21 protein-coding genes are annotated in these 21,745 nt (G+C 63.3%); 16 read left to right on the top strand and 5 right to left on the bottom strand.

The window, feature by feature from the left end; genetic code table 11:
- Nucleotides 1–6 precede the first annotated feature (6 nt).
- The gene (locus WDB86_RS05015) at nt 7–1,722 is read right to left on the bottom strand and encodes a divergent polysaccharide deacetylase family protein (protein WP_406736791.1); all 1,716 of its coding nucleotides are present in this window, start codon (nt 1,720–1,722) and stop codon (nt 7–9) included.
- 71 nt (nt 1,723–1,793) lie between these two features.
- On the opposite strand from WDB86_RS05015, the gene WDB86_RS05020 reads away from it, so the two are divergent.
- The 6 genes from WDB86_RS05020 to lexA all read left to right on the top strand — a co-directional run bounded on the left by WDB86_RS05020 (nt 1,794) and on the right by lexA (nt 6,670).
- The gene (locus tag WDB86_RS05020; protein ID WP_406720579.1) at nt 1,794–2,399 is read left to right on the top strand and encodes an anthranilate synthase component II; all 606 of its coding nucleotides are present in this window, start codon (nt 1,794–1,796) and stop codon (nt 2,397–2,399) included.
- Complete coding sequence (gene trpD, locus WDB86_RS05025; RefSeq protein ID WP_406736792.1) at nt 2,396–3,418, top strand: anthranilate phosphoribosyltransferase; 1,023 nt, start codon at nt 2,396–2,398, stop codon at nt 3,416–3,418. Before WDB86_RS05020 ends, trpD begins: the two co-directional genes overlap by 4 nt.
- Nucleotides 3,415–4,209, top strand: a complete 795-nt coding sequence (gene trpC / locus WDB86_RS05030; protein WP_406736793.1) for an indole-3-glycerol phosphate synthase TrpC — start codon at nt 3,415–3,417, stop codon at nt 4,207–4,209. The genes trpD and trpC overlap by 4 nt, the downstream gene beginning before the upstream one ends.
- Complete coding sequence (gene moaC / locus WDB86_RS05035; protein WP_406736794.1) at nt 4,206–4,682, top strand: cyclic pyranopterin monophosphate synthase MoaC; 477 nt, start codon at nt 4,206–4,208, stop codon at nt 4,680–4,682. The genes trpC and moaC overlap by 4 nt, the downstream gene beginning before the upstream one ends.
- Before the next feature lie 2 nt (nt 4,683–4,684).
- Nucleotides 4,685–5,869 (top strand): gephyrin-like molybdotransferase Glp, encoded by a 1,185-nt coding sequence (gene glp, locus WDB86_RS05040; RefSeq protein WP_406737020.1) that lies wholly within the window; start codon nt 4,685–4,687, stop codon nt 5,867–5,869.
- A 99-nt stretch (nt 5,870–5,968) separates the two neighbouring features.
- Nucleotides 5,969–6,670, top strand: coding sequence for a transcriptional repressor LexA (gene lexA, locus WDB86_RS05045; protein WP_339107011.1), 702 nt, complete (start codon nt 5,969–5,971; stop codon nt 6,668–6,670).
- Here the strand turns inward: lexA and WDB86_RS05050 are convergent.
- On the bottom strand, nt 6,664–8,766 hold the full coding sequence (locus WDB86_RS05050; protein ID WP_406736795.1) for a ComEC/Rec2 family competence protein: 2,103 nt from the start codon (nt 8,764–8,766) through the stop codon (nt 6,664–6,666). The genes lexA and WDB86_RS05050 overlap by 7 nt on opposite strands.
- Before the next feature lie 221 nt (nt 8,767–8,987).
- Here WDB86_RS05050 and gltX point away from each other — a divergent pair, with 221 nt between their 5' ends.
- From gltX to WDB86_RS05080, 6 genes are all read left to right on the top strand, one after another.
- Nucleotides 8,988–10,388 (top strand): glutamate--tRNA ligase, encoded by a 1,401-nt coding sequence (gene gltX / locus WDB86_RS05055; protein WP_406736796.1) that lies wholly within the window; start codon nt 8,988–8,990, stop codon nt 10,386–10,388.
- Between the two features lie 74 nt (nt 10,389–10,462).
- A complete protein-coding gene (locus tag WDB86_RS05060) occupies nt 10,463–11,752 on the top strand; it encodes a citrate synthase (protein WP_339107008.1) in 1,290 nt (429 codons plus the stop codon).
- A gap of 235 nt (nt 11,753–11,987) precedes the next feature.
- The gene (locus tag WDB86_RS05065; RefSeq protein WP_406736797.1) at nt 11,988–12,668 is read left to right on the top strand and encodes an SDR family NAD(P)-dependent oxidoreductase; all 681 of its coding nucleotides are present in this window, start codon (nt 11,988–11,990) and stop codon (nt 12,666–12,668) included.
- A 194-nt stretch (nt 12,669–12,862) separates the two neighbouring features.
- Nucleotides 12,863–13,648: a 5'/3'-nucleotidase SurE gene (surE, locus tag WDB86_RS05070; RefSeq protein ID WP_406736798.1), complete on the top strand. Its 786-nt coding sequence runs from the start codon at nt 12,863–12,865 to the stop codon at nt 13,646–13,648.
- Nucleotides 13,645–14,295 (top strand): protein-L-isoaspartate(D-aspartate) O-methyltransferase, encoded by a 651-nt coding sequence (locus WDB86_RS05075; protein WP_339107005.1) that lies wholly within the window; start codon nt 13,645–13,647, stop codon nt 14,293–14,295. Before surE ends, WDB86_RS05075 begins: the two co-directional genes overlap by 4 nt.
- A gap of 79 nt (nt 14,296–14,374) precedes the next feature.
- Nucleotides 14,375–15,580 (top strand): peptidoglycan DD-metalloendopeptidase family protein, encoded by a 1,206-nt coding sequence (locus WDB86_RS05080; protein ID WP_406736799.1) that lies wholly within the window; start codon nt 14,375–14,377, stop codon nt 15,578–15,580.
- Nucleotides 15,581–15,648: 68 nt separating this feature from the next.
- Here the strand turns inward: WDB86_RS05080 and WDB86_RS05085 are convergent, their stop codons facing one another.
- Entirely contained in the window at nt 15,649–16,488 is an 840-nt protein-coding gene (locus WDB86_RS05085) for an AAA family ATPase (protein ID WP_406736800.1), read from the bottom strand.
- 230 nt (nt 16,489–16,718) lie between these two features.
- Here WDB86_RS05085 and dksA point away from each other — a divergent pair, with 230 nt between their 5' ends.
- The 3 genes from dksA (at nt 16,719) to rnd (ending at nt 19,788) form a co-directional block, all read left to right on the top strand.
- Nucleotides 16,719–17,141, top strand: a complete 423-nt coding sequence (gene dksA / locus WDB86_RS05090; RefSeq protein ID WP_339107003.1) for an RNA polymerase-binding protein DksA — start codon at nt 16,719–16,721, stop codon at nt 17,139–17,141.
- Between the two features lie 159 nt (nt 17,142–17,300).
- Nucleotides 17,301–18,479, top strand: a complete 1,179-nt coding sequence (locus WDB86_RS05095; protein WP_339107002.1) for an FAD-dependent monooxygenase — start codon at nt 17,301–17,303, stop codon at nt 18,477–18,479.
- A gap of 145 nt (nt 18,480–18,624) precedes the next feature.
- On the top strand, nt 18,625–19,788 hold the full coding sequence (gene rnd, locus WDB86_RS05100) for a ribonuclease D (protein ID WP_339107001.1): 1,164 nt from the start codon (nt 18,625–18,627) through the stop codon (nt 19,786–19,788).
- Nucleotides 19,789–19,959: 171 nt separating this feature from the next.
- On the opposite strand, the gene WDB86_RS05105 is transcribed toward rnd, so the two are convergent.
- Complete coding sequence (locus WDB86_RS05105) at nt 19,960–20,565, bottom strand: LysE family translocator (protein ID WP_406736801.1); 606 nt, start codon at nt 20,563–20,565, stop codon at nt 19,960–19,962.
- A 77-nt stretch (nt 20,566–20,642) separates the two neighbouring features.
- On the bottom strand, nt 20,643–21,137 hold the full coding sequence (locus tag WDB86_RS05110; protein WP_339106999.1) for a hypothetical protein: 495 nt from the start codon (nt 21,135–21,137) through the stop codon (nt 20,643–20,645).
- Nucleotides 21,138–21,260: 123 nt separating this feature from the next.
- On the opposite strand from WDB86_RS05110, the gene WDB86_RS05115 reads away from it, so the two are divergent.
- Nucleotides 21,261–21,689: a SufE family protein gene (locus WDB86_RS05115; protein ID WP_406736802.1), complete on the top strand. Its 429-nt coding sequence runs from the start codon at nt 21,261–21,263 to the stop codon at nt 21,687–21,689.
- Nucleotides 21,690–21,745: the final 56 nt, after the last annotated feature.

The following is a 21,745-nucleotide window of genomic DNA, read 5'->3' on the forward strand; positions in this document are numbered from 1 at the left end:
GCCGCGCTACGGCTCTGCAAACTGTGCCGTCACCGGCGAAAGCACCACACCATCATGCTGGCCATCCGCCCAGTCACGCAGACCGGCAATCGATTCCGGCCAAGCCGTCAGCATCACAACCGCCTTGCCGTCACGCTTGGCCTCGAACTCCGCGCGCACCAGTTCGCGCGCGATCCGGCTGGCCCGTTCGCGCCCGTCATCCAGCACGCGCCAGATTCTGGCCTCCGGCCAGTTCTGGCTTTGCGCAAGCTGGTCGGTTGCATTGCTGCCCTTGTCCTGCGTGACAAGCGCCAGCCCGTCGCGCTGCGCCAGCTCCATCAGATGCTGCGCAAGCTGGCGGTTGTTCTGCACCACAGGCTGCACAGGCTCCACAAGCGCCACGGCTTGCGGAACGGCCTGCCGCCATGCCTCCATTGCAACATCCAGATCCTGTGCGGTCGGGGCCTCGGGCAGCCCCGTCATCAGGATGGCCACCTCGACCCCTGCGGCATGATAGGCCTGCGCCGCCATGCGGGCATCCGCCCGCGACGGGTCCAGCACGATCGTCACCGGAAAGCCGAGAGTACGCAGGGTCGTCTCGTCCAGCCCGCCTTTCGCGATCCCGCGGTCGATCAGCATCACCGAAAACAGCGATGTATCGGCGGGGGCGCTGAAACCGGCCCTGAACCGTTGCCAGGCAGGCGTATCGGCGGATGTGTCGGCAGCCGTGTCAGCGGGCGTGTCACCTGCTCCGCCCGCGTCCGGACCGCCTGCCAAGGGGGCCTCGATATGCGCAAGCCGGTCCGTGGGAATGGCGGGGTCCGCGCTTGGGCGCGGCTGTTCGCCAGCGGCAAAGACCCGTGGTTTCTGCACGCGGCCATCAGGCAAGACCTGCGATCCGTCCGGCAGAAGCACGATCTCCTGCGCGGTAGAGGCAGCGGGCCGGGGCTCGGTTTGGCCCAAAGCGGCAGGGGGCACGACCTTTGGCTCTTCGACCGCTTCGGCCCCAGGAAGATCGGGCACCACCACCTCGCCCGGAGGCGGTACGGGGATCTGTTCGATGGCAGAGGGCGCCGTGGCCTGCGCATCCTCGGCGGTCTGTGCGGCCTTGGGGTCGGGCGCGGCCTGCCCTGCCGCCGGACGCGGGGCCGGATCGGACAAACGGGCAAATGCCGCATCTCCGCTCCCGTTTTGCACCGGAGCAGGCATGCGCGCATCATACCGGTCTCCGGCGGGGTCAGACAGCGTTTCGCCGAAGGCAGGAGGTGCATTGGTCGAATCATCGGGGGCCGGAAGCGCCTGCGGCAAACTCGGGCTCTGGTCCGGAACGGGTAACGGCTCGGGCGACAGCACCGATGGGGCAGAGAGGCCATGACCGGCACTCTGGCCCGACCCTGCCGCCTGAGGCGCGCCACCTGCCCGAGCGCCATCGGCAATCCGCTCCGTTTCGCCCGTCAGTCCTGCGCTGCTCTGGTTACCGGCAGGCAGGCTCTGTGGAAGCGGCGCTGCATCCTGCCTGCCCACGGGGGCCATCAACGAAACCGCACCCAATCCGAGCACGGAAACGATGGCTCCGGCTGCAACTCCGGATAACAGGCCTCGCACCATCAGGCAAACTCCCTCGTTCTTGCCATTCTCACCGCATAGAGACACGAATTCATGGGTCCCGCCCTTGACCATCGCGCCACGCTGCGGGCATCTATAGCGCGACATCCATCCCGGATCACCCCGGAAAACAGCCACGCAGCGCAAAGCCTGCATCCGCGTGGCCAAAACACTTCCCCGGTACCGGCCCGAAGGCGATAGGCGACCACATGCTACTTCTTATCGATAACTATGACAGCTTCACCTATAATCTGGTGCATTATTTCGGAGAAGTCGGTGCCGATGTAAAAGTTGTCCGCAATGACGCGCTGAACACCCAAGAGGCGATGGGCATGGGCGCCGAGGCCCTTGTGCTCTCGCCCGGTCCGGGCACGCCCGCGCAATCGGGGATCTGTGTACCGCTGACTCTGGCCGCCTTCGAGGCGGGGGTGCCGCTGTTCGGCGTGTGCTTGGGCCAGCAGACGATTGGCGAGGCCTTTGGCGGCGATGTCGTGCGCCACACGGAAATCGTGCATGGCAAGATGGGCACCATCCATCACAACGGTAAAGGCGTGTTCCGCGGGCTGCCCTCGCCGCTTCAGGCCACGCGCTACCATTCGCTGGTGGTGGACCGCGCCACCCTGCCCGATTGCCTTGAGGTCACCGCCTGGCTGGAAGATGGCACCATCATGGGGCTGCGCCACAAAGAGAAGCTGATCGAGGGGGTGCAATTCCACCCCGAATCCATTGCCTCGGAACATGGTCACCAGATGATCCGCAACTTCCTTGAGGATGCGGGCGTGACGCTGAAAGACATGAAGGGCCAAGAGGCATGAGCCATGCAATGAAACCGCTGATCTTTGCGGCCTCCGAGGGGCCGCTCAGCCGTGCACAGGCCGAACATGCCTTCACCCTGCTGTTTCAGGGCGAGGCTACGCCTGCCCAGATCGCAGGTCTTCTGATGGCGATGCGCGCGCGGGGCGAAAGCGTCAGCGAATATGCCGCCGCGGCGGCGGCCATGCGGGCCGCCTGCGTGCCGATTAACGCGCCCGAGGGGGCGATGGATATCGTGGGCACCGGTGGCGATGGCAAGCACACGCTGAATATCTCGACCGCGACGGCCTTTGTGGTGGCGGGGGCTGGCGTGCCTGTGGCCAAACATGGCAACCGCGCGGCCTCGTCCAAATCGGGCACGGCGGATGTGCAGGGCGAGCTGGGCATCAATGTGATGGCGGGCGTGGAAGCTGCACAGAAATCGCTGGCGGAGGCCGGTATCGGCTTTCTGATGGCGCAGGTCCATCACCCCGCCATGCGCCATGTGGGCCCTGTGCGGGCCGAATTGGGCTGCAAGACCATCTTCAACATCCTCGGGCCACTGACCAACCCCGCAGGCGTCAAGCGCCAGCTGACGGGTGTCTTTGCCCCCGATCTGATCTGGCCGATGGCCGAGACCCTGCAGCTTCTGGGCAGTGAAAAGGCGTGGCTCGTCTATGGCTCGGATGGCACCGACGAGATTACCATCACCGGTTCGACCACCGTGGCGGCACTCGAGAATAACCAGATCCGCGAATTCGAGATCCACCCCGAGGATGCAGGCCTTCCCGTGCATCCCTTCCGCGACATCGTGGGGGGAACGGCGGCCGAAAATGCCGCAGCCCTGCGCGCGATCTTCGGCGGTGAGACATGCGCCTATCGCGATGCGGTGCTACTGAATGCGGCCGCAGCCTTGGTTGTGGCCGATCGGGCCTCCAACCTGAAAGAGGGCGTCGAGATTGCCGCCCACTCCATCGACAGCGGGGCCGCGCTGCGCGCCCTCGAGACGCTTGCCAAGATCACGCAGGAGGCCACGGCATGAGCACCATTCTGGACAAGATCAAGGCCTATAAGCTGGAAGAAGTGGCCGCTGCGAAACAGGCCCGCCCGCTGGCAGGTCTAGAGGCCGAGGCCCGCGCGCAGGCATCCACCCGTGGCTTTGCCAAGGCGCTCTCTGCAAAAGCTGCCGAGGGGTACGGGCTGATCGCCGAGATCAAGAAGGCTTCGCCCTCCAAAGGCCTCATCCGCCCCGATTTCGACCCGCCGAGCCTTGCGAAAGCCTATGAGGAAGGCGGCGCGGCCTGTCTTTCGGTGTTGACCGATACGCCGTCCTTCCAAGGCGCGCCCGAGTTCCTGAGGCAGGCGCGCGCGGCCTGTTCCCTGCCCGCTTTGCGCAAGGACTTCATGTATGACACCTATCAGGTGACCGAAGCCCGTGCTTGGGGCGCCGATTGCATCCTGATCATTCTGGCCTCGGTCGAGGATGGGCAGGCCGCCGAGCTTGAAGCTGCGGCCTTTGACTATGGGATGGATGTGCTGCTTGAGGTGCATAACCGTGAAGAGCTGGACCGCGCATTGGCGCTGAAATCGGCCCTGATGGGGGTGAATAACCGTAACCTCAAGACCTTCGAGGTCACGCTAGATGTCACCCGCGAGCTGGCCCCCGTGATCCTTGCGGAAGGCCGCGATCTGGTCTGCGAAAGCGGCATTTTCACCACCGAAGACATGGCCGATATGGCGGGTGTGGGCGCGCGGCGCTTCCTGATCGGGGAAAGCCTGATGCGTCAGGATGATGTGGCGGCAGCCACCAAAGCCCTGCTGACCCTGCCATGAGCCTCTCGCATTTCGACGCAGCGGGTCAGGCCCATATGGTCGATGTCTCGGACAAACCCGTGACCGCCCGCGTGGCCGTGGCGCGCGGCCATGTGGTGATGACGCCCGAGACGCTGGCCTATGTGACACAGGGCACCGCCAAGAAGGGCGATGTGCTGGGGATTGCGCGGATTGCGGGCATTCAGGCCACCAAACGCACCGCCGATCTGATCCCGCTGTGCCACCCGCTGCCGATCACCAAGGTCTCGGTGGATCTGACCCCCGATGAGACCCTGCCCGGTGTGCGGGTCGAAGCCACGGTGAAGACCACCGGCCAGACCGGCGTTGAAATGGAGGCTCTGACCGCTGTGTCGGTCGCCTGCCTGACCGTCTATGACATGCTCAAGGCCGTGGAAAAATCCATGCGGATCGAGGGGATCGAAGTCGTGCTGAAGGATGGCGGCAAATCGGGCCGCTATGAGGTGGGCGCATGAGCCTGCTACCTGTCGAGGAGGCGCTGGAGCGGGTTCTGGCGCTGGTTGCGCCCCTACCGGCTGAAACTATGCCCCTGCGTGAGGGGGCTGGCCGCGTGATGACCGCGCCCGCCACGGCGGGGCTGACGCAGCCGCCGTTTTCAGGCTCGGCGATGGATGGCTACTGGCTGGATACGGCGGACCACAAGCCCTCGGCCAAGCTGCAGGTGGTGGGGGAATCCGCCGCGGGCCGCAGCTATCAGGGTGAGGTCACGCAGGGTCAGGCGATCCGCATCTTCACGGGCGCCCCCGTGCCCCGCGAGGGCGGCGTGGTGGTCTTGCAGGAAAACACCACCCGCGCGGGCGATTGGGTCACGCTGGCGGACAGCCTGTCGGGCAATGACAACATCCGCCCCAAGGGGCAGGATTTTGCCAAAGGCGCGCCCTTCCACCCTGACCGTCCGCTCAACGCGCGGGATCTGGGGCTGTTGGCTGCGATGAATGTCGCGCAGCTTGAGGTGCATCGCAAACCGGTGGTGGCAATCATTGCCACCGGCGACGAGCTGGTGATGCCCGGCGAGACCCCCGGCCCCGATCAGATCGTCTCCTCCAATAGTTTCATCGTGGCCGCTCAGGTCGAGGCGATGGGCGGCATCGCGCGGATGCTGCCGATTGCGCGCGATGACCGCGAGAGCCTGCGCATGGTCTTTGATCTGGCCAAAGGGGCGGATCTGATCGTGACCTCGGGCGGCGCCTCGGTGGGCGATCATGATCTGGTGGGCGAGGTCGCGGCAGAGCTGGGGCTTGAGCGCAGCTTCTGGAAAATCGCCATGCGTCCGGGCAAGCCGCTGATGGCGGGACGGATGGGGGAGGCGGTTCTGCTGGGGCTGCCGGGCAATCCGGTCTCGGCCACGGTCTGCGCCGAACTGTTCCTGAAGCCGATGCTGGCCAAGATGCAGGGGCGCGACCCGCAGATCACCCCGCGCCGCGCGGTGCTGGGCTGCGATCTGGGGCCAACGGGGCCGCGCACGCATTACATGCGCGCCTGTCTGAGCGCGACCGACGGGCTGCCGGTGATCATGCCCTTCGACAATCAGGACAGTGCGATCCTGTCGATCCTTGCCCAAGCCGATGCCCTGTTGATTTGCGAACGCGACAGCGGGCCGTACAAACAGGGAACGGAGATGTGCTATCTGCCTTTGATGTAAATGAAAATCCTGTTCCGCAATTGACACGGAACAGGAACACAGATAGAACTTTAAACGAACATGCCTTGACATGCGCGATTTTTTTGGCCGGAGACTCGGATGCTGACCCGCAAACAGTTGGAATTGCTTAATTTCATTAACCATCGTTTGCAGCAGGATGGGGTGCCGCCCTCGTTTGACGAAATGAAAGATGCGCTGGAGTTGCGGTCGAAGTCGGGCATCCACCGGCTGATCACCGCATTGGAAGAACGCGGCTTCATTCGGCGTCTGGCGCATCGCGCACGGGCGATCGAGATTTTGAAACTGCCGGAAACCCTGGAAAAGAACGAGGCTTCCAAATCCGGCTTCTCGCCCTCGGTGATTGAAGGCGGGCGGCCCGAACGCCCCTCACAGGCGATGGAAATCGAGGCGATCCACGCATTGGAACTGCCCGTTATGGGCCGGATCGCGGCGGGTGTGCCGATCGAGGCGATCTCGGAAGTCTCGCATCACGTGGCCGTTCCGGGCACGATGCTGGCGGGGGCGGGACGCCATTACGCGCTGGAAGTGCGCGGGGATTCCATGATCGAGGCGGGCATCAATGACGGCGATATCGTCGTGATCCGCGAACAATCCACCGCCGAGAATGGCGAGATTGTCGTGGCGCTGGTGGATGAAACCGAGGCGACGCTGAAGAAATTCTACCGCCGCAGCGGCATGATTGCGCTGGAGGCCGCCAATCCCGCCTATGAAACCCGCATGCTACGCGGCGATCAGGTGCGCGTGCAGGGCCGTCTGGTCGGTCTGATCCGCAGCTACTGAAACGCCTCGGGCGCGGTCCAGAGCCTGCGCCCGACCCTGTCGCTGACCGTGGTCAGCGATCCTGCCTGATCCCATGAGACCGCGCCGGTCTGTGCCAGACGCGTTCTGTCCCAGATCGTGCATGCCTCGGGCGCTGCCTGCCGCGTTTGTGGCAAAGCTGCCGCAATCACGATCAACGCACCGGCATGACAATAGGAGGCAAGATGGTCCGGCGCGGCCTTGCCTGTCAGATGCACCAGATCGCGCCCCTGCCAATGCGCCACACGCACGCCCCCCTCACCAGCCCAGGCCGGACGTGCCGCAGCCTCGGAAACCGGCGCGACATCCCCGTCAGCATCCAGCCAGACACCCGCCACAAATCCGGCCCCATCGCGCGAAAGGGCGCGCCCCTGCGGTGTCATCAGCCCGACCTGCTCGGCCTCGGGGGCCACGATCAGCGCCGGACGCGGACTGGCAGACCAGCGCAGCGCCGCCAGACATAGCAGCGCCAGCGCCAGCACCCTGCCCGTTCGACGCGACAGCACAAACAGCATCGCCCCGCCCCCCATCAGCGCCACCACCTGCTCGGGCGGGGCTTTGACGGCGGTCACCGATCCGGGCCATCCGGCCACCATATCCGCCACCCCCAACAGCCAGCCCGTGCCAAGGCCAAGCACCCAGAACGCGGGCGCCGCCAGCCCGAAAGGGGCCAGCGCCAATGCAATCAGCCCCGCCGGCATGATGATCAGCCCCATCGCGGGCACGGCCAGCAGATTGGCCACCAGCCCGTAATCAGCCACCCGATGGAACGTGGCTGCGGTCAGGGGCGCGGTCGCCAGCCCTGCAATCAACGAGCTGGCCGCAAACCCCAACGGCGCACGGATCAGCTTCGGCAGGCGTTTCGTGTGGCGCGTCCATGCCCCCAGCCCGACAATCAGCGCGGTCGTGGCCGCAAAGGACAGCTGGAAGCCGGGATTGAGCAGGGCCTCGGGGGTGACAAGCAAGATGACGATCGCCGCCAAAGCGACATTGCGCAGGCTCAGGGCGCGGCGGTCACAAAGCACCGCCCCCAGCATCACCGCTGCCATCACCCATGCCCGCTGGGTCGAGACCTGCCCCCCCGAAAGCCACAGATAGAAAGTAGCGGCCAGAAGCGCCACCACGGCGGCAATCTTGCGCGCGGGCCATAAAAGCGCAGGCCGGCCCAGTGCCGCCAGACAGAACCGCACGAAGCCAAAGACCAACCCCGTCACCAGACCGACATGCAGCCCCGAGATCGCCACCACATGATAGATATTGGCGTTGCGCATCACCTCGTTGGTCTCTTGCGACAGCGCAGAGCGATCCCCCGTCAGAATGGCGCTGGCAATGGCACCGGCCTGCCCCGGAACGCGGGCCCGGATCAGCTGTGACAGCCGGTCGCGCAAACGGTTGGCCAGCAGATCCGCAGCCTGTGGCGGAGCAATCAGCATCACCGGAACGCGGCTGTAGCCCACGGCACCAAGCCCCTGAAAAAAGGCGATACGGCGGAAATCGAACGCCTCCGGCGCAGCGGGTGGCGGGGGCGGCATCAGATGGGCCGTCAGCATGACACGCTGCCCCGGCCGGAGATCCAGATGACCCTGCGCGGCATGTAGCGACACCCGCACCCGTCCGGGCAGGGCCTCGCGGGCGACACGATCCAGCCGCACCTGATCGAGCAACAATCGGGGCTGGTCCGCCGCGCTGCGATCCAGCCCGAGCACCCGCCCCTCCACCGTGCCGTAATACCGGAAGGACAGCACCGGCGCTTGCACCAGATGCGCCCGCAACCCCGCCACACAAAACCCAAGCGCCATCAGCCCCAGAAAGGCCGCCGGAAACCATGCCACCATCGGCAGCCGCCTTCTGGCGGCCAGCGCGCAGACCATAAGCCCCGCCGCCAATACATAGGCAGATGGCCCCGGCTCCGACAGCAGCGCAAACCACGCCCCGATTCCCGACGCCAGCGCCAACGGTGCCCAAAGGAGGATCTCGGCATAGGCCTGCATCAGGCGCACAGCCCGTCCCGCAGCCCATATGCCAAGCCATGAGATACGGGCGGCAGCCATATGATCTTGCGGCAAAACCTCACTCATCGCGACCGTCCTCCCCCGAAAAACCAAGGCGCATCTCTGCGGATTGCGGAAGCGCCCGCCATGACCATTGTCCGTGCCTCTTGTCCGTGCCCCTTGTCCTTCCGGGCCATGCCTCTTATTCATCGACGCAAAGAAACCCGGGAAGCTATGGCGCACAGGCTCTGCGAACATGGTTTCCAAATGCTTAATGCGCGCCTCCGGCGCCTCGAAAGGCCCTCAAGATGTCCGACCAGATCGTCACCCGTTTTGCCCCCTCGCCGACCGGCTATCTGCATATCGGGGGCGCGCGCACGGCGCTTTTCAACTGGCTTTATGCGCGCCATATGGGCGGCAAGGTGCTTTTGCGGATCGAGGATACCGACAGGGAGCGCTCGACCGATGCGGCGACCGCTGCCATCATGAAGGGGCTGGACTGGCTGGGGCTCGATTTCGACAGCGACCCGATCAGCCAGTTCGAACGCGCCCCCCGTCATGCCGAGGTCGCCAACGAGATGCTGGCCCGCGGTGTCGCCTATAAGTGCTTCTCCAGCCAGGACGAGATCCAGGCCTTCCGCGATGCCGCCAAAGCCGAGGGCAAATCGACCCTGTTCCGCAGCCCGTGGCGCGATGCCGACCCTGCGACCCATCCCGACGCGCCCTTCGTGATCCGCGTGAAAGCGCCACTGGAAGGCAAAACGGTGATCCATGATGCCGTTCAGGGCGATGTGACGATCCGTAACGACCAGCTCGATGACATGATCTGTTTACGTTCGGATGGTACGCCCACCTATATGCTGGCGGTTGTGGTGGATGATCATGATATGGGCGTGACGCATGTCATCCGTGGCGATGACCACCTGACGAATACCGCCCGCCAGATGCTGGTCTATAACGCGATGGAATGGGCGGTTCCGACTTTCGCGCATATTCCGCTGATCCACGGCCCCGATGGCAAGAAACTGTCCAAGCGCCACGGCGCGGTCGGTCTGGAAGAGTATCAGGCGATGGGGTATCCGGCGGCAGGGATGCGCAACTATCTGACGCGGCTTGGCTGGAGCCACGGCGACGATGAGTTTTTCACGGATGCGCAAGCGTGTGAATGGTTCGATCTGGGCGGAATCGGCAAATCGCCGGCCCGCCTCGATTTCAAGAAGCTGGCTAATATCTGCGGCCAGCATATCGCCGTGATGGATGATGCCGATATTGTTGCTCAAATTGACGGCTATTTGGAGGCGGCAAAACAACCTCTGCTCAGCGACGCACAGAAAAACGATCTGACCCGCGCAATGTACTGCCTGAAAGATCGTGCGAAGACATTCCCGGAACTCATTGAAAAAGCGTCTTTTATCCTCAATCAACGGCCATTGGAGCTGGATGAGAAATCGCAAAAGGCGCTTGATCCGGTATACCGTGGTATTCTGAAAGAATTGACGCCGCAGTTGCAAAATGCTAGCTGGACGCGAGAGGAATTGGAGGCCATCGTACAATCTGTTGCAGAGGCGCATGAAATGGGGCTTGGCAAGCTCGCTTCCCCCTTGCGCGCGGCTCTGGCAGGGCGTTCAGTGAGCCCTAGTGTATTCGATATGATGCTGACCCTCGGTCGAGACGAGACCGTGGCGAGGCTTGAGGATCAGGTGGCCTGAGGCCGGGCCACCTTCCGGCTCGACCGGATAACAACGACCGGCGCGGCCCAGCCGGCATTACGAAAGGGAACCCAATGGCTGATAGAACGGCGACGCTCACCCTGGACGGGAAGTCTTACGACCTCCCCGTACTCTCCCCAGCAGCAGGCCCGGATGTTATTGATATCCGCAAGCTCTATGCGCAGGCTGACGTCTTTACCTATGACCCGGGCTTCACCTCGACCGCGTCTTGTGAATCCGCAATCACCTATATCGATGGGAATAAGGGCGAGCTTCTGTATCGCGGCTATCCCATCGAACAGCTTGCACAGAAATCGCATTATCTCGAAACCTGCTACCTGCTTCTCTACGGGGAACTGCCGAACAAGGCACAGATGGAAGATTTCGAATATCGCGTGACCCGTCACACGATGCTGCACGAGCAGATCAACAACTTCTTCCGTGGCTTCCGCCGCGATGCCCACCCGATGGCGACGATGGTCGGCGTTGTGGGCGGCCTGTCGGCTTTCTATCACGACAGCCTCGACATCACCGATCCGTGGCAACGTGAAGTGGCCGCGATCCGCATGATCGCCAAACTGCCGACCATCGCGGCGATGGCCTATAAATATTCGATCGGTCAACCGATCGTCTATCCGCGCAACGATCTCGATTACGCGTCGAACTTCCTGCATATGTGCTTCGCCGTTCCGGCAGAGCCCTATCACGTGGAACCGGCGCTGGCGAAGGCGATGGACCGCATCATGATGCTCCATGCCGATCACGAGCAGAACGCATCGACCTCGACCGTGCGTCTGGCGGGCTCTTCGGGGGCGAACCCCTTCGCCTGTATCGCAGCCGGCATCGCCTGCCTCTGGGGTCCGGCGCATGGTGGCGCAAACCAGGCCTGCCTGGAAATGCTGCGCGAAATCGGCACCGTGGACCGCATTCCGGAATTCATCGCCCGTGCGAAAGACAAGAACGATCCCTTCAAGCTGATGGGCTTCGGTCACCGCGTCTACAAGAATTTCGACCCGCGGGCGAAGGTCATGAAAGAATCGGCAGACGAGGTTCTGGGCCTTCTGGGCGTGGAAAACAATCCGCTGCTGCAAGTGGCCAAAGAGCTTGAGAAAATCGCGCTGGAAGACGAGTATTTCATCGAGAAAAAACTCTATCCCAACGTCGATTTCTACTCGGGGATCATCCTCGAGGCGATGGGCTTCCCGACCGCGATGTTCACCCCGATCTTCGCGCTGTCGCGGACCATCGGCTGGATTTCGCAATGGAAAGAGATGATCGAGGATCCGACCGGCAAGATCGGCCGTCCGCGCCAGCTCTATACCGGTGCGACCGCGCGCGACTATACCGATGTCGCAACCCGCTAAGCTTCAAAGCTGCATTTGATACAGATCATGGAAAGGCCGGGAATTTCCCGGCCTTTTCGCATGCATATCTTTCGGAAGCTGCGCCGGAGGGGGCGAAGACCCCGACCGGTTTCCTGCGGGCCTCGATGGCGCGCAGGAAACCGCCCCCCCTCCGGCACAGCGCCTCCGACACCACCCAAGACCGCCCCCCGTACTGCCCCCGTACTGCCACGGGGCCCAAAAGAAGGACCGCCCCATGACAGACCACAGCACGGGCAAGAAACTCGCCCTGATCACCGGTGCCTCACGCGGATTGGGGGCAGGCCTTGCCGAAGGTCTTGCCGCACGCGGCTATCACATCATGGCCGTGGCACGCACCGTTGGCGGGCTGGAAGATCTCGACGACCGCATTCAGGCGCAGGGCGGTCTGGCCACGCTTGCCCCCCTCGACCTGAAAGATCCGGCACAGGCCCAACATCTGGGCCAGTCGGTGGCTGACCGCTGGGGCGGGATCGACCTGTGGTGCCATACCGCGATCCACGGCACACCGCTCAGCCCCGCAGGCCATATCGCACAAAAAGACATGGAAGCCGCCATCGCGGTCAATCTGACCACCACGGCAATGCTGATCCCGATGCTGGAGCCGCTGCTGCGCGCCCGCAACGGACAGGCCGTCTTCTTCGACGATTGCCATGCCGGCGAGAAATTCTTCGGCACCTACGGGGCGACCAAAGCCGCTCAAATGGCGCTTGTGCGCTCTTGGGCCGCCGAGAATGACAGCATCGGCCCCAAGGTCACCATTCTGGCGCCGAAGCCGATGCCCACCGGACTGCGCGCCCGCTTCTTCCCCGGCGAGGACCGCGCCCCCCTCGCCCGTCCGCGCGACGAGGCCGCCCGCCTGCTGGATCTGCTGCTGCCCGAAACCGCGACCGCCTGAGACAGGCCGTCCCATGCGCCTGCCCCGCACAACAGGCCCAGAATGCGCCCCCCGTCAGGGCGGCACAAGCCGCATTGCGGCGATGTTGCAACGCCCCGCAAGCTTTCCGCCCGCCCCCTAGGGGGTGGGCGCTTTACCGCCTGAGATGCCCGCGTTATCACCGGAGGCACAGATAGAACCGGGGGACAGAGGCGATGCGCATTCTCATTACCAATGATGACGGGATAAATGCGGCAGGTCTTGCTGTCTTGCAGGAAATCGCGGAAAGCCTTGCCGGTCCCACCGGCGAGGTCTGGACCGTCGCTCCTGCCTTCGAACAATCGGGGGTCGGCCATTGCATCAGCTATTCGCGCCCCATGCTCACGGCCGAGCTGGGCCCCCGCCGCGTTGCCGTCGAAGGCAGCCCCGCCGACTGCGTGCTGGCCGGCCTCTATGATGTGCTCACCGATGGCCGTCCCGACCTGATCCTCTCGGGGGTCAATCGTGGCAATAACTCCGCTGAAAACGCGCTTTATTCCGGCACGCTGGGCGGGGCGATGGAGGGCGCGCTGCAAGGCATTCCCGCCATTGGCCTGAGCCAGTTCATGGGGCCGCGCACCAACTGCCTCGACGACCCCTTTGACGCCGCCCGCCAGCATGGCCCCGCCCTTGTGCGCAAGCTGTGGGAAAAGGGCATCTGGGATGACGGCCCCTATCGTGTGTTCTACAGCATCAACTTCCCGCCGGTCGCGGGGGCCGATGTGGCAGGGACCAGGGTCGCGCCTATGGGCTATCGCACCGACAGTTTCTTCACCACCGAGGCCACGCATTCGCCCTCGGGTAAAAAGTTCCTTTGGGTCAAGGGCGGCCCGCAGCATACCGCCACCGCCCCCGGCACCGATGCCGCGCTCAATCTCGAAGGGTATATCTCTGTCACCCCCATGCGCGCCGATCTGACCGCACATGACGTGCTCGACAGCCTGAAGACGGCCATCGAATGACCCCGTCCGAGGAAGAGGCCGAGCGCAAGATGCGCTTTCTGTTCCAGATCCGCTCGCGCGGGGTGACGGATGCGGCCGTGCTGAAGGTGATGGAACGGATCGACCGCGGGCGCTTCGTGCGGGGGATCTTTGCCGAGCGCGCCTATGAGGATATGCCGCTGCCGATCAGTTGCGGCCAGACCATCAGCCAGCCCTCGATCGTGGGGCTGATGACACAGGCGCTAGAGATCGGCCCGCGCGATACGGTGCTGGAGGTCGGCACGGGCTCGGGCTATCAGGCCGCAATCCTGTCGGGGCTGGCACGCCGCGTGTATACCGTCGACCGCTACAAGCAGCTTGTGCGCGATGCCGAAGACCTGTTCCGCGAGATGGATCTGTCAAATATCGTCGCCATTACCGGCGATGGCAGCTTTGGCCTGCCCGATCAGGCCCCCTTTGATCGTATCATCGTGACAGCCGCCGCCGAAGACCCGCCGGGGCCCCTCTTGTCGCAACTCAAGCCGGGCGGTATCATGGTGCTGCCTGTCGGCCAGTCCGACACGGTCCAAAGCCTGATCCGCGTCCGGCGGCTTGAAACCGGCTTCGACTACGAAGAGCTGCGTTCCGTGCGGTTCGTGCCCTTGGTCGAGGGGCTTGCAAACGAATAAGGCCCGCCGGGTTGCGGTTCCCGACCCAAAGGCTAAAACGACCCGAGAGGGAATAGGAACCAATGAGGAAGAAGCGCCGATGACATCTTACAGACGCCCCCGTCTTGCAACCTTTCTGATGCTGGGCGGTTCCGCAGTTGCGCTGGCCGCCTGTATGCCGTCCGGCAATTTCGATCCGGATCTGCGCAAATACTCCCAGATCGGCTTCGATACCAGCGATGCGGCCCAACGTGCCACCGCGCCGCGTCCGCAATCGGACACGCGCGGCATCATCTCCTATCCCAATTATCAGGTCGCGGTCGCCAGCCGTGGCGATACGGTGGCCAGCGTGGCCGCGCGCGTGGGCGTCAATGCCAATGATCTGGCGCGTTACAATGCCATCGGCACCGATACCGTGCTCAATCAGGGGGCCGTGCTTGTCCTGCCCAGCCGCGTGCAAGAGCCTGCCGGTTCGGGCAGCTATACCGGCGCGGGCGCAACCGCAAGCGGCGGGGCGGACACCATTGACATCACCTCGCTGGCCTCCAATGCCATCGACCGCTCGCAATCGGGCCAGACCGCCAGCGCGCCCCCCAAAGCCAGCGCGCCGGTTGCCGGCAAGCCCGCGGGGCCCGAGCCGGTACGCCATCGCGTGGCCCGTGGCGAGACCGCCTATTCCATTGCACGTTATTACAACGTCTCGGTCCGCTCGCTGGCCGACTGGAACGGGCTGCCGTCGGATATGAGCGTGCATGAGGGCCAGTATCTGCTGATCCCGACCGCTTTGCCCAGCCAATCGGGGCAAGCCACCACCAGCAAGCCCGGTCAGGGCAGCGCGACGCCCACCCCGCCCTCGGCCGCCGAACCGCTGCCGCAGCAAAAAACCACCCCCGGCTCGGCCCCTGTGGATACCTCTGCTGTGCCCAATCTCAGCAAGCAGGTCACCGCCTCCAGTTCGTCGCGCCTGCTGATGCCGGTCAACGGGTCGATCATCCGTCCCTATGTGAAAAAGAAAAACGACGGGGTGGATATCTCTGCCGCGCCCGGCACGCCCGTCAAGGCAGCAGCCGATGGCACGGTTGCCGCCATCACCAAAGATACCGAGCAGGTGCCGATCCTTGTTCTGCGCCATGCCGATGGCCTGCTGACGGTCTATGCCAATATCGACAATATCGCGGTGTCGAAAGATGCCACCGTCAAGCGCGGCCAGACCATTGCCAAAGTGCGTCAGAACGATCCGGGCTTTGTGCATTTCGAGGTGCGCCAAGGCTACGAGAGCGTCGACCCGATGCCCTATCTGCAATAACGGCGCGCTCCACCCAGAAATATCCACACAGCAAAAAGGGGCCGTCGCGGCCCCTTTTCTTTGCCCGCTTAGCGCCTGCCACGCGCCGCAAAGGCCAGCCGCTCGAACAGATGCACGTCCTGTTCGTTTTTCAAAAGCGCGCCATGCAGCTTCGGCAACAGGCTGCCCCCGTCCGCTTTCAGATCCTCGGGGGCGAGATCCTCGATCAGCAGAAGCTTGATCCAGTCAAGCACTTCCGAGGTCGAGGGTTTCTTCTTCAAACCCGGCGTCTCGCGGATCTCGTAAAACCGCGTCAGCGCCTCGGCCAGCAGCTTGGGTTTGATCTGCGGGAAATGCACCTCGACAATCTTGGCCAGCGTCTCGGGGTCGGGGAAGCGGATATAATGGAAGAAACAGCGCCGCAGGAAGGCGTCGGGCAGCTCTTTCTCGTTATTCGAGGTGATGATGACCACGGGGCGATGGCGTGCGCGAATGGTCTCGCCCGTCTCGTAGACATGGAATTCCATCCGGTCGAGTTCCTGCAACAGATCATTGGGGAACTCGATATCGGCCTTGTCGATCTCGTCAATCAGCAGCACCACCCGCTCGGGGGCCGCAAAGGCCTGCCAGATCTTGCCATGACGGATGTAATGGCCGATTTCGCTGACTTTCGGATCGCCAAGCTGGCTATCGCGCAGCCGCGACACGGCATCATATTCGTAAAGCCCCTGCTGCGCGCGCGTGCTGGATTTGATCCCCCATTCGATCATATCCATCCCCAGCGCCTGTGCCACCTGACGCGCAAGCTCCGTTTTGCCGGTGCCGGGTTCGCCCTTGACCAGCAGCGGGCGCTCCAGCGCCACGGCCGCATTGACGGCCACGGTCAGATCCGCAGGCGCGATATAGCTTTCGGTGGATTGGAATTGCATGATTATTTCCCTGATGGCGGCCTTGACCACCCTATTCTGCCGCCGTTTTGGCCGCAAGAAAAAGACTTTTTTGCACAAAAAATAAGCATCGCTTTTAAAATAAGCAGGCAGATACGCAGAGACGTGACAAACAGTCTTTGGTCAGGTATTCGGGCGGCAAGGAATCGTGCCACGCTCAGGGGCATGTTTCCCGAACTAACAAAGGGTCAGGCACCATAGAAAGGCCAGTCATGAAACCCGAGATCTTTCTTCCGGATGATTATCGCCCGGCTGAAGACGAGCCGTTCATGAACGATCGTCAACTGGAATATTTCCGTCGCAAGCTGATGAATTGGAAACACGAGCTTCTCGCACAATCCGCAGAGACCCTCGAAGGTCTGGCAGATTCCGCAAGATCCGTGCCCGATGTGGCAGACCGTGCGTCGGAAGAAACCGATCGCGCACTGGAACTGCGCACCCGTGACCGCCAGCGCAAACTGGTTGTCAAGATTGATGCCGCACTGCGCCGCATCGATGAAGGCGAGTTCGGCTATTGTGAAAAGACCGGCGAGCCGATCTCGCTGAAACGTCTTGATGCCCGCCCCATCGCAACGATGACGCTGGAAGCCCAAGAGCGCCACGAGCGCCGTGAGCGGGTTCATCGCGACGACTAACGGGCGTGGGCTTTGCCTGCGTTTTTTTGTCTTTTCGGCCTGCTTGCATCTGCCAATGGCTTTTCTGCATTGCGGGTATCTGGTTAATGTTGTCTGAGTATCCGCACCCCGGCATGGATCATCCGTGCCGGTGGTTGCATATATGAGGGCGAGGTTCACATGCTGGTCGGCAGAGAGTTCACCATCCTTGGGGCGGGCATCTCGGGTTTGGCGCTTGCACGCGCCTTGGCGATGCATGGCGCGCGGGTCACGGTGCTTGAACAGGCCCCCGAACTGGCAGAGGTCGGCGCGGGCTTGCAGATCTCGCCCAATGGCATGCGGGTGATCGAGGCACTGGGGCTAGGCGCAGGCCTGTGCAGGACAAGCCCCCGCCTGCAGGCGGTCGAGCTGTTCAACGGCGAAACCGGCCAGCGCGTGACACGGCTTGATATGGCTGCCCGCCGCCCCGAAGCCCCCTACCATTTCCTCCGCCGCCCCGATCTGGTCGATGTACTGGCCCAAGGCGCCATTGATGCAGGGGTCGAGATCCGGCTGGGCGAGAAAATCGAACGCGTCGAGATTTCCCCCGACGGGCCGACGCTGCATTTCGCCGACGGGCATATGGCCCGCCCCGGCACCGTTCTTGGTGCGGACGGGCTGCACTCGAAACTGCGCATGGCCCTGAATGGCGAGGCGAAACCCTTTTTCACCAATCAGGTGGCCTGGCGGGCGATGGTGCCGATGACGGGCGACACCACGCCCATCGCCCGCGTCTTCATGGGGGCGAAAAAGCATCTGGTCAGCTATCCGCTGTCAAACGGCATGCGCAATATCGTTGCCGTGGAAGAACGTAGACGCTGGGCCGAGGAAAGCTGGCATATCCGCGATGACGCCATGACATTACGGGTGGCCTTCGAGGACTTCTGCCCCGAGGTGCGGGGCTGGCTTGAACAGGTCGAAGAGCCTTATCTTTGGGGCCTGTTCCGCCACCCTGTCGCCGCGCGCTGGTTTGGTCCGGGCTGTGCGATTCTGGGTGACGCGGCGCATCCCACCCTCCCCTTTCTTGCACAGGGCGCGAATATGGGGCTGGAGGATGCATGGATTCTGGCACAGGCCCTTGCCCTGCATAACGAGGACGAGGTGGCTTTTGCCGCCTATCAGACCGCACGGATCGAGCGTTGCCGCGCCATTGTCGAGGCCGCCAACAAGAATGCGCGCAATTACCACCTGTCGGGGATCAGCCGCGTGATCGGCCATCTGGGGATTCGCGCGGTCTCGAAATTCGCGCCGGATCTTCTGATCGGCAAATATGACTGGATCTATGAATACGATCCAACGCAGGTTTTGCGGGCAAACTGAGCCCCGCATGCCGCGAACAGCACGGCTTGGTCCTGCCAGCTCTTCCCAAAGCCCCTAGGCGGGTCTAAAGACACTGTGACTGCGGGAAACGTCCCGTGCAACCAGACCCAGCGGGATGAGCCCGCACAATCAGACAAGGCCTGCTATGGATATCATCACGACCACCGAAGCGCTTGCAGAGATCTGCGAAGCCGCAAAGGCGGAACCCTATGTCACGCTGGATACCGAGTTTCTGCGCGAACGCACCTATTGGTCGAAGCTCTGCCTTGTCCAGATGGCGCTGCCCAACCATGACGGGGTCGAGGGGCGCGCGGCGCTGATCGACCCGCTGGCCAAGGGTATCTCGCTCGAGCCGCTTTACGACCTTTTCCGCCACAAGGCGACGGTGAAGGTGTTCCATGCCGCGCGGCAGGATCTGGAAATCTTCTTTACCGATGCCAAGGTCTTCCCCGACCCGCTCTTTGACACGCAGGTGGCCGCGATGGTCTGCGGCTTTGGCGAACAGGTGGGCTACGAGACGCTGGTGCGCAAGATCGCCAAGCAGTCTCTCGACAAGACCTCGCGCTTCACCGACTGGTCGCGCCGTCCGCTGAGTGCGGCACAACAGAATTACGCCATCGCCGATGTGACCCATCTGCGGGTGATCTACGAGTTTCTGGCCAAGCAGCTCAAGAAATCCGGTCGTGCGCCTTGGGTTGAAGAAGAGGTGGGCATTCTGCTCAACCCCGAAACCTATATCACCCGGCCCGAGGATGCGTGGCTGCGCGTGAAGACCCGCACCCATTCGGGCAAGTTCCTGTCGGTCGTGCGCGAGCTGGCGCGTTTCCGCGAAGGGTTTGCGCAAAACCGCAATATCCCGCGCTCGCGGATCTTCAAGGATGACGCGCTGCTGGAACTGGCCTCGACCAAGCCCGTGAGCCTTGATGATCTTGGAAAATCGCGGCTCCTGTTGCGCGAGGCCCGCAAGGGCGAGATTGCCGAAGGGATCATCACCGCGGTCAAGGAAGGGCTTGCCGTTCCTGCCGACAAGATGCCCAAGGTGCAGAGCGACAACGACCATCTGCAAGTGGATTCCGCTCTGGCCGATCTCTTGCGGGTGCTGTTGAAGGCGAAATCGAACCAGACGGGGGTGGCGCCGAAGCTGATCGCCTCGTCCTCCGATCTGGACCATATCGCCGCAGGCAAGCGCGATGTGCCCGCGCTTTCGGGATGGCGGCGCGAGGTTTTCGGCGAAGATGCCTTGCGTCTTGCCCAAGGCAAAATCGCGCTTTCGGCTGAAAATGGCGATGTGAAGCTGGTCACGCTGTAAGACCGGCCTCAGGGCACCATTACAGGACCACATACGGGGCGCGCTGTCCGGCGGCGCCCCGTTTCCATTTGGCGCAGCTTTGTGCAATGGTGACAAAGGCTGCCCCTCTGATCTTGCGGCAGCAAGCGTTCCCCCATCCGGACACACGACGACGGGGACTTGTGCGCCAGCTTACCGCAAGAACAGCAGCCGTAGCCCCGCAGCGGCGAACACGGCCGCCATCGCGCCTTCAATCCAACACCTGGCCCGTTGATAGCGCGCGACCACGAGGCTTGCGGAAAACCCCAGCGCATAACCGAAATTCACGCAGCCCCCCAGCCCCGCGCAGCCCGCAAACAGCAAGGCCATATCGCCTGCCCCCGCCCCTTCCGGCACTCCAAGCGTAAAGATTGCAGCCCAGCCGAGGATCGCCTTGGGATTGGTCAGATGCAGGAGAAGCCCGCGCCGGTAGGCCTGCCCAGAGCTCTGCGGGCGGAGACTGGCAACCGCGCCCTGCCCGCCCGCCGCCCGCAGGGTTTTCCATGCCAGATACAGCAGATACAGCCCGCCCAGAATCTTCAGCCCCCAAAGAAGCCGGGCAGCCCCCATCAACAGCGCCCCCACCCCGAGCGCCGTAAGACCGGCCCAGACCAGACTGCCGCTGACCACCCCCGCAGCAAGGGCCAGCGCCGTCCGCCGCCCCGACCCCATCGCGGCCCCCATGATCGCCAATGTGCTCGGGCCGGGGCTGGCGACCGCCAGAAAATAGGCGATATAGGCCAAGAGAAGATGCGACATGAAAAAACCTCCTGCGATCCACAGGAGGCTATCCATCCGTCAGGAACTGGCAAGCCTCAACGGCCCGCCTCCGGACCCTAGCGGCTTGCGCTGCGCGAATTCGAGGCACCGGTGACGGTCACCCGACGCACATCGGCCAGTTTGAAATTGTCGATATAGGCCGCAGCGGTGATCTGGCGCGACCCGACCGTGCCGGCACGGTGGGCCTCGGCGCTCTCGGCGGAAGGCGGATAGCCGACCATCGTATAATGGATCTCGCCATTGACCGGACGCCCGTCATTTTCCGCAATCAGCGCGACATCCCACCAGCCTTGTGTCGGCGGCAGGCCCGTCACCTCGACGATTGCCCCTGCCGAGGTCTTGCGGATTTCCAGCGATGTGATCTGCGCGATAACGCTGCGGTTATCGGCCAGCGCCGCCGCATATCCGCCTTTCGGCGCAAGGCTCGGCGTGGACGTCTTTTCGGTCGAAGAACCGAACCAGTTCCACGGATTCATACGGCTTTCGCGGATGCTGCCACAGGCGGAAAGGGCCAGCACGATGGCAAGCGAAGCAAGGAACGGTTTTCTCATGGTCTCTCCGGCACTTGATCTTCTTTTCCCTAGCCTATCGCGCGGGCTTTGAAAAGGCGGCACTGGACCCTTGCGCGGACTGGGTCTAGGTAGAAGCCAATAAACAGGCTGCGGAGTGGGAAGATGGCCAGCGAAGCTTTTGAAGAAATCGCCGATACATTCGAATTTCTGGACGATTGGGAAGACCGCTATCGCCATGTGATCGAGTTGGGCAAGGAGATGCCCCATCTTGACGATGCCGTGAAAGTGCCTGCAACCAAGGTCGAGGGCTGCGCCAGTCAGGTCTGGCTGCTGCCGCGGATCGAGGGCACCGGCCCCAAGGCCCGTTTCAATTTCCAAGGTGAGTCGGATGCGATGATCGTTCAGGGGCTGATCGCCATTCTGCACGCGCTCTATTCCGGCCTGACCGTGTCCGAGGTCACCGCCACCAATGCCGAGGCCGAACTGGCCCGTCTGGGGCTGAATGACCATCTCTCCGCCCAGCGCTCGAACGGGCTGCGCGCGATGATCGAGCGGATCCGGCTTCTGGCAGCAGAGGCCGCGACCGCCTGAAACACCACCTGCAACCATCCCCGCCCTGGCCCGGACCAAGGATCCGGGCCCTGGGT

The organism is Thioclava sp. GXIMD4215 (genome assembly GCF_045291555.1).
GTDB classification, from domain to species: domain Bacteria; phylum Pseudomonadota; class Alphaproteobacteria; order Rhodobacterales; family Rhodobacteraceae; genus Thioclava; species Thioclava litoralis.

Excerpts from the sequence above, each read along its gene's own strand:
- trpC (WP_406736793.1), top strand. The coding sequence starts at position 3,415 with ATGAGCACCATTCTGGACAAGATCAAGGCCTATAAGCTGGAAGAAGTG.
- dksA (WP_339107003.1), top strand. The coding sequence starts at position 16,719 with ATGAAACCCGAGATCTTTCTTCCGGATGATTATCGCCCGGCTGAAGAC.
- WDB86_RS05105 (WP_406736801.1), bottom strand. The coding sequence starts at position 20,565 with ATGTCGCATCTTCTCTTGGCCTATATCGCCTATTTTCTGGCGGTCGCC.
- WDB86_RS05110 (WP_339106999.1), bottom strand. The coding sequence starts at position 21,137 with ATGAGAAAACCGTTCCTTGCTTCGCTTGCCATCGTGCTGGCCCTTTCC.
- WDB86_RS05050 (WP_406736795.1), bottom strand. The coding sequence starts at position 8,766 with ATGAGTGAGGTTTTGCCGCAAGATCATATGGCTGCCGCCCGTATCTCA.
- WDB86_RS05020 (WP_406720579.1), top strand. The coding sequence starts at position 1,794 with ATGCTACTTCTTATCGATAACTATGACAGCTTCACCTATAATCTGGTG.
- WDB86_RS05075 (WP_339107005.1), top strand. The coding sequence starts at position 13,645 with ATGACCCCGTCCGAGGAAGAGGCCGAGCGCAAGATGCGCTTTCTGTTC.
- gltX (WP_406736796.1), top strand. The coding sequence starts at position 8,988 with ATGTCCGACCAGATCGTCACCCGTTTTGCCCCCTCGCCGACCGGCTAT.
- WDB86_RS05115 (WP_406736802.1), top strand. The coding sequence starts at position 21,261 with ATGGCCAGCGAAGCTTTTGAAGAAATCGCCGATACATTCGAATTTCTG.
- trpD (WP_406736792.1), top strand. The coding sequence starts at position 2,396 with ATGAGCCATGCAATGAAACCGCTGATCTTTGCGGCCTCCGAGGGGCCG.
- WDB86_RS05080 (WP_406736799.1), top strand. The coding sequence starts at position 14,375 with ATGACATCTTACAGACGCCCCCGTCTTGCAACCTTTCTGATGCTGGGC.
- lexA (WP_339107011.1), top strand. The coding sequence starts at position 5,969 with ATGCTGACCCGCAAACAGTTGGAATTGCTTAATTTCATTAACCATCGT.
- WDB86_RS05095 (WP_339107002.1), top strand. The coding sequence starts at position 17,301 with ATGCTGGTCGGCAGAGAGTTCACCATCCTTGGGGCGGGCATCTCGGGT.
- WDB86_RS05085 (WP_406736800.1), bottom strand. The coding sequence starts at position 16,488 with ATGCAATTCCAATCCACCGAAAGCTATATCGCGCCTGCGGATCTGACC.
- WDB86_RS05065 (WP_406736797.1), top strand. The coding sequence starts at position 11,988 with ATGACAGACCACAGCACGGGCAAGAAACTCGCCCTGATCACCGGTGCC.
- WDB86_RS05060 (WP_339107008.1), top strand. The coding sequence starts at position 10,463 with ATGGCTGATAGAACGGCGACGCTCACCCTGGACGGGAAGTCTTACGAC.
- surE (WP_406736798.1), top strand. The coding sequence starts at position 12,863 with ATGCGCATTCTCATTACCAATGATGACGGGATAAATGCGGCAGGTCTT.
- moaC (WP_406736794.1), top strand. The coding sequence starts at position 4,206 with ATGAGCCTCTCGCATTTCGACGCAGCGGGTCAGGCCCATATGGTCGAT.
- rnd (WP_339107001.1), top strand. The coding sequence starts at position 18,625 with ATGGATATCATCACGACCACCGAAGCGCTTGCAGAGATCTGCGAAGCC.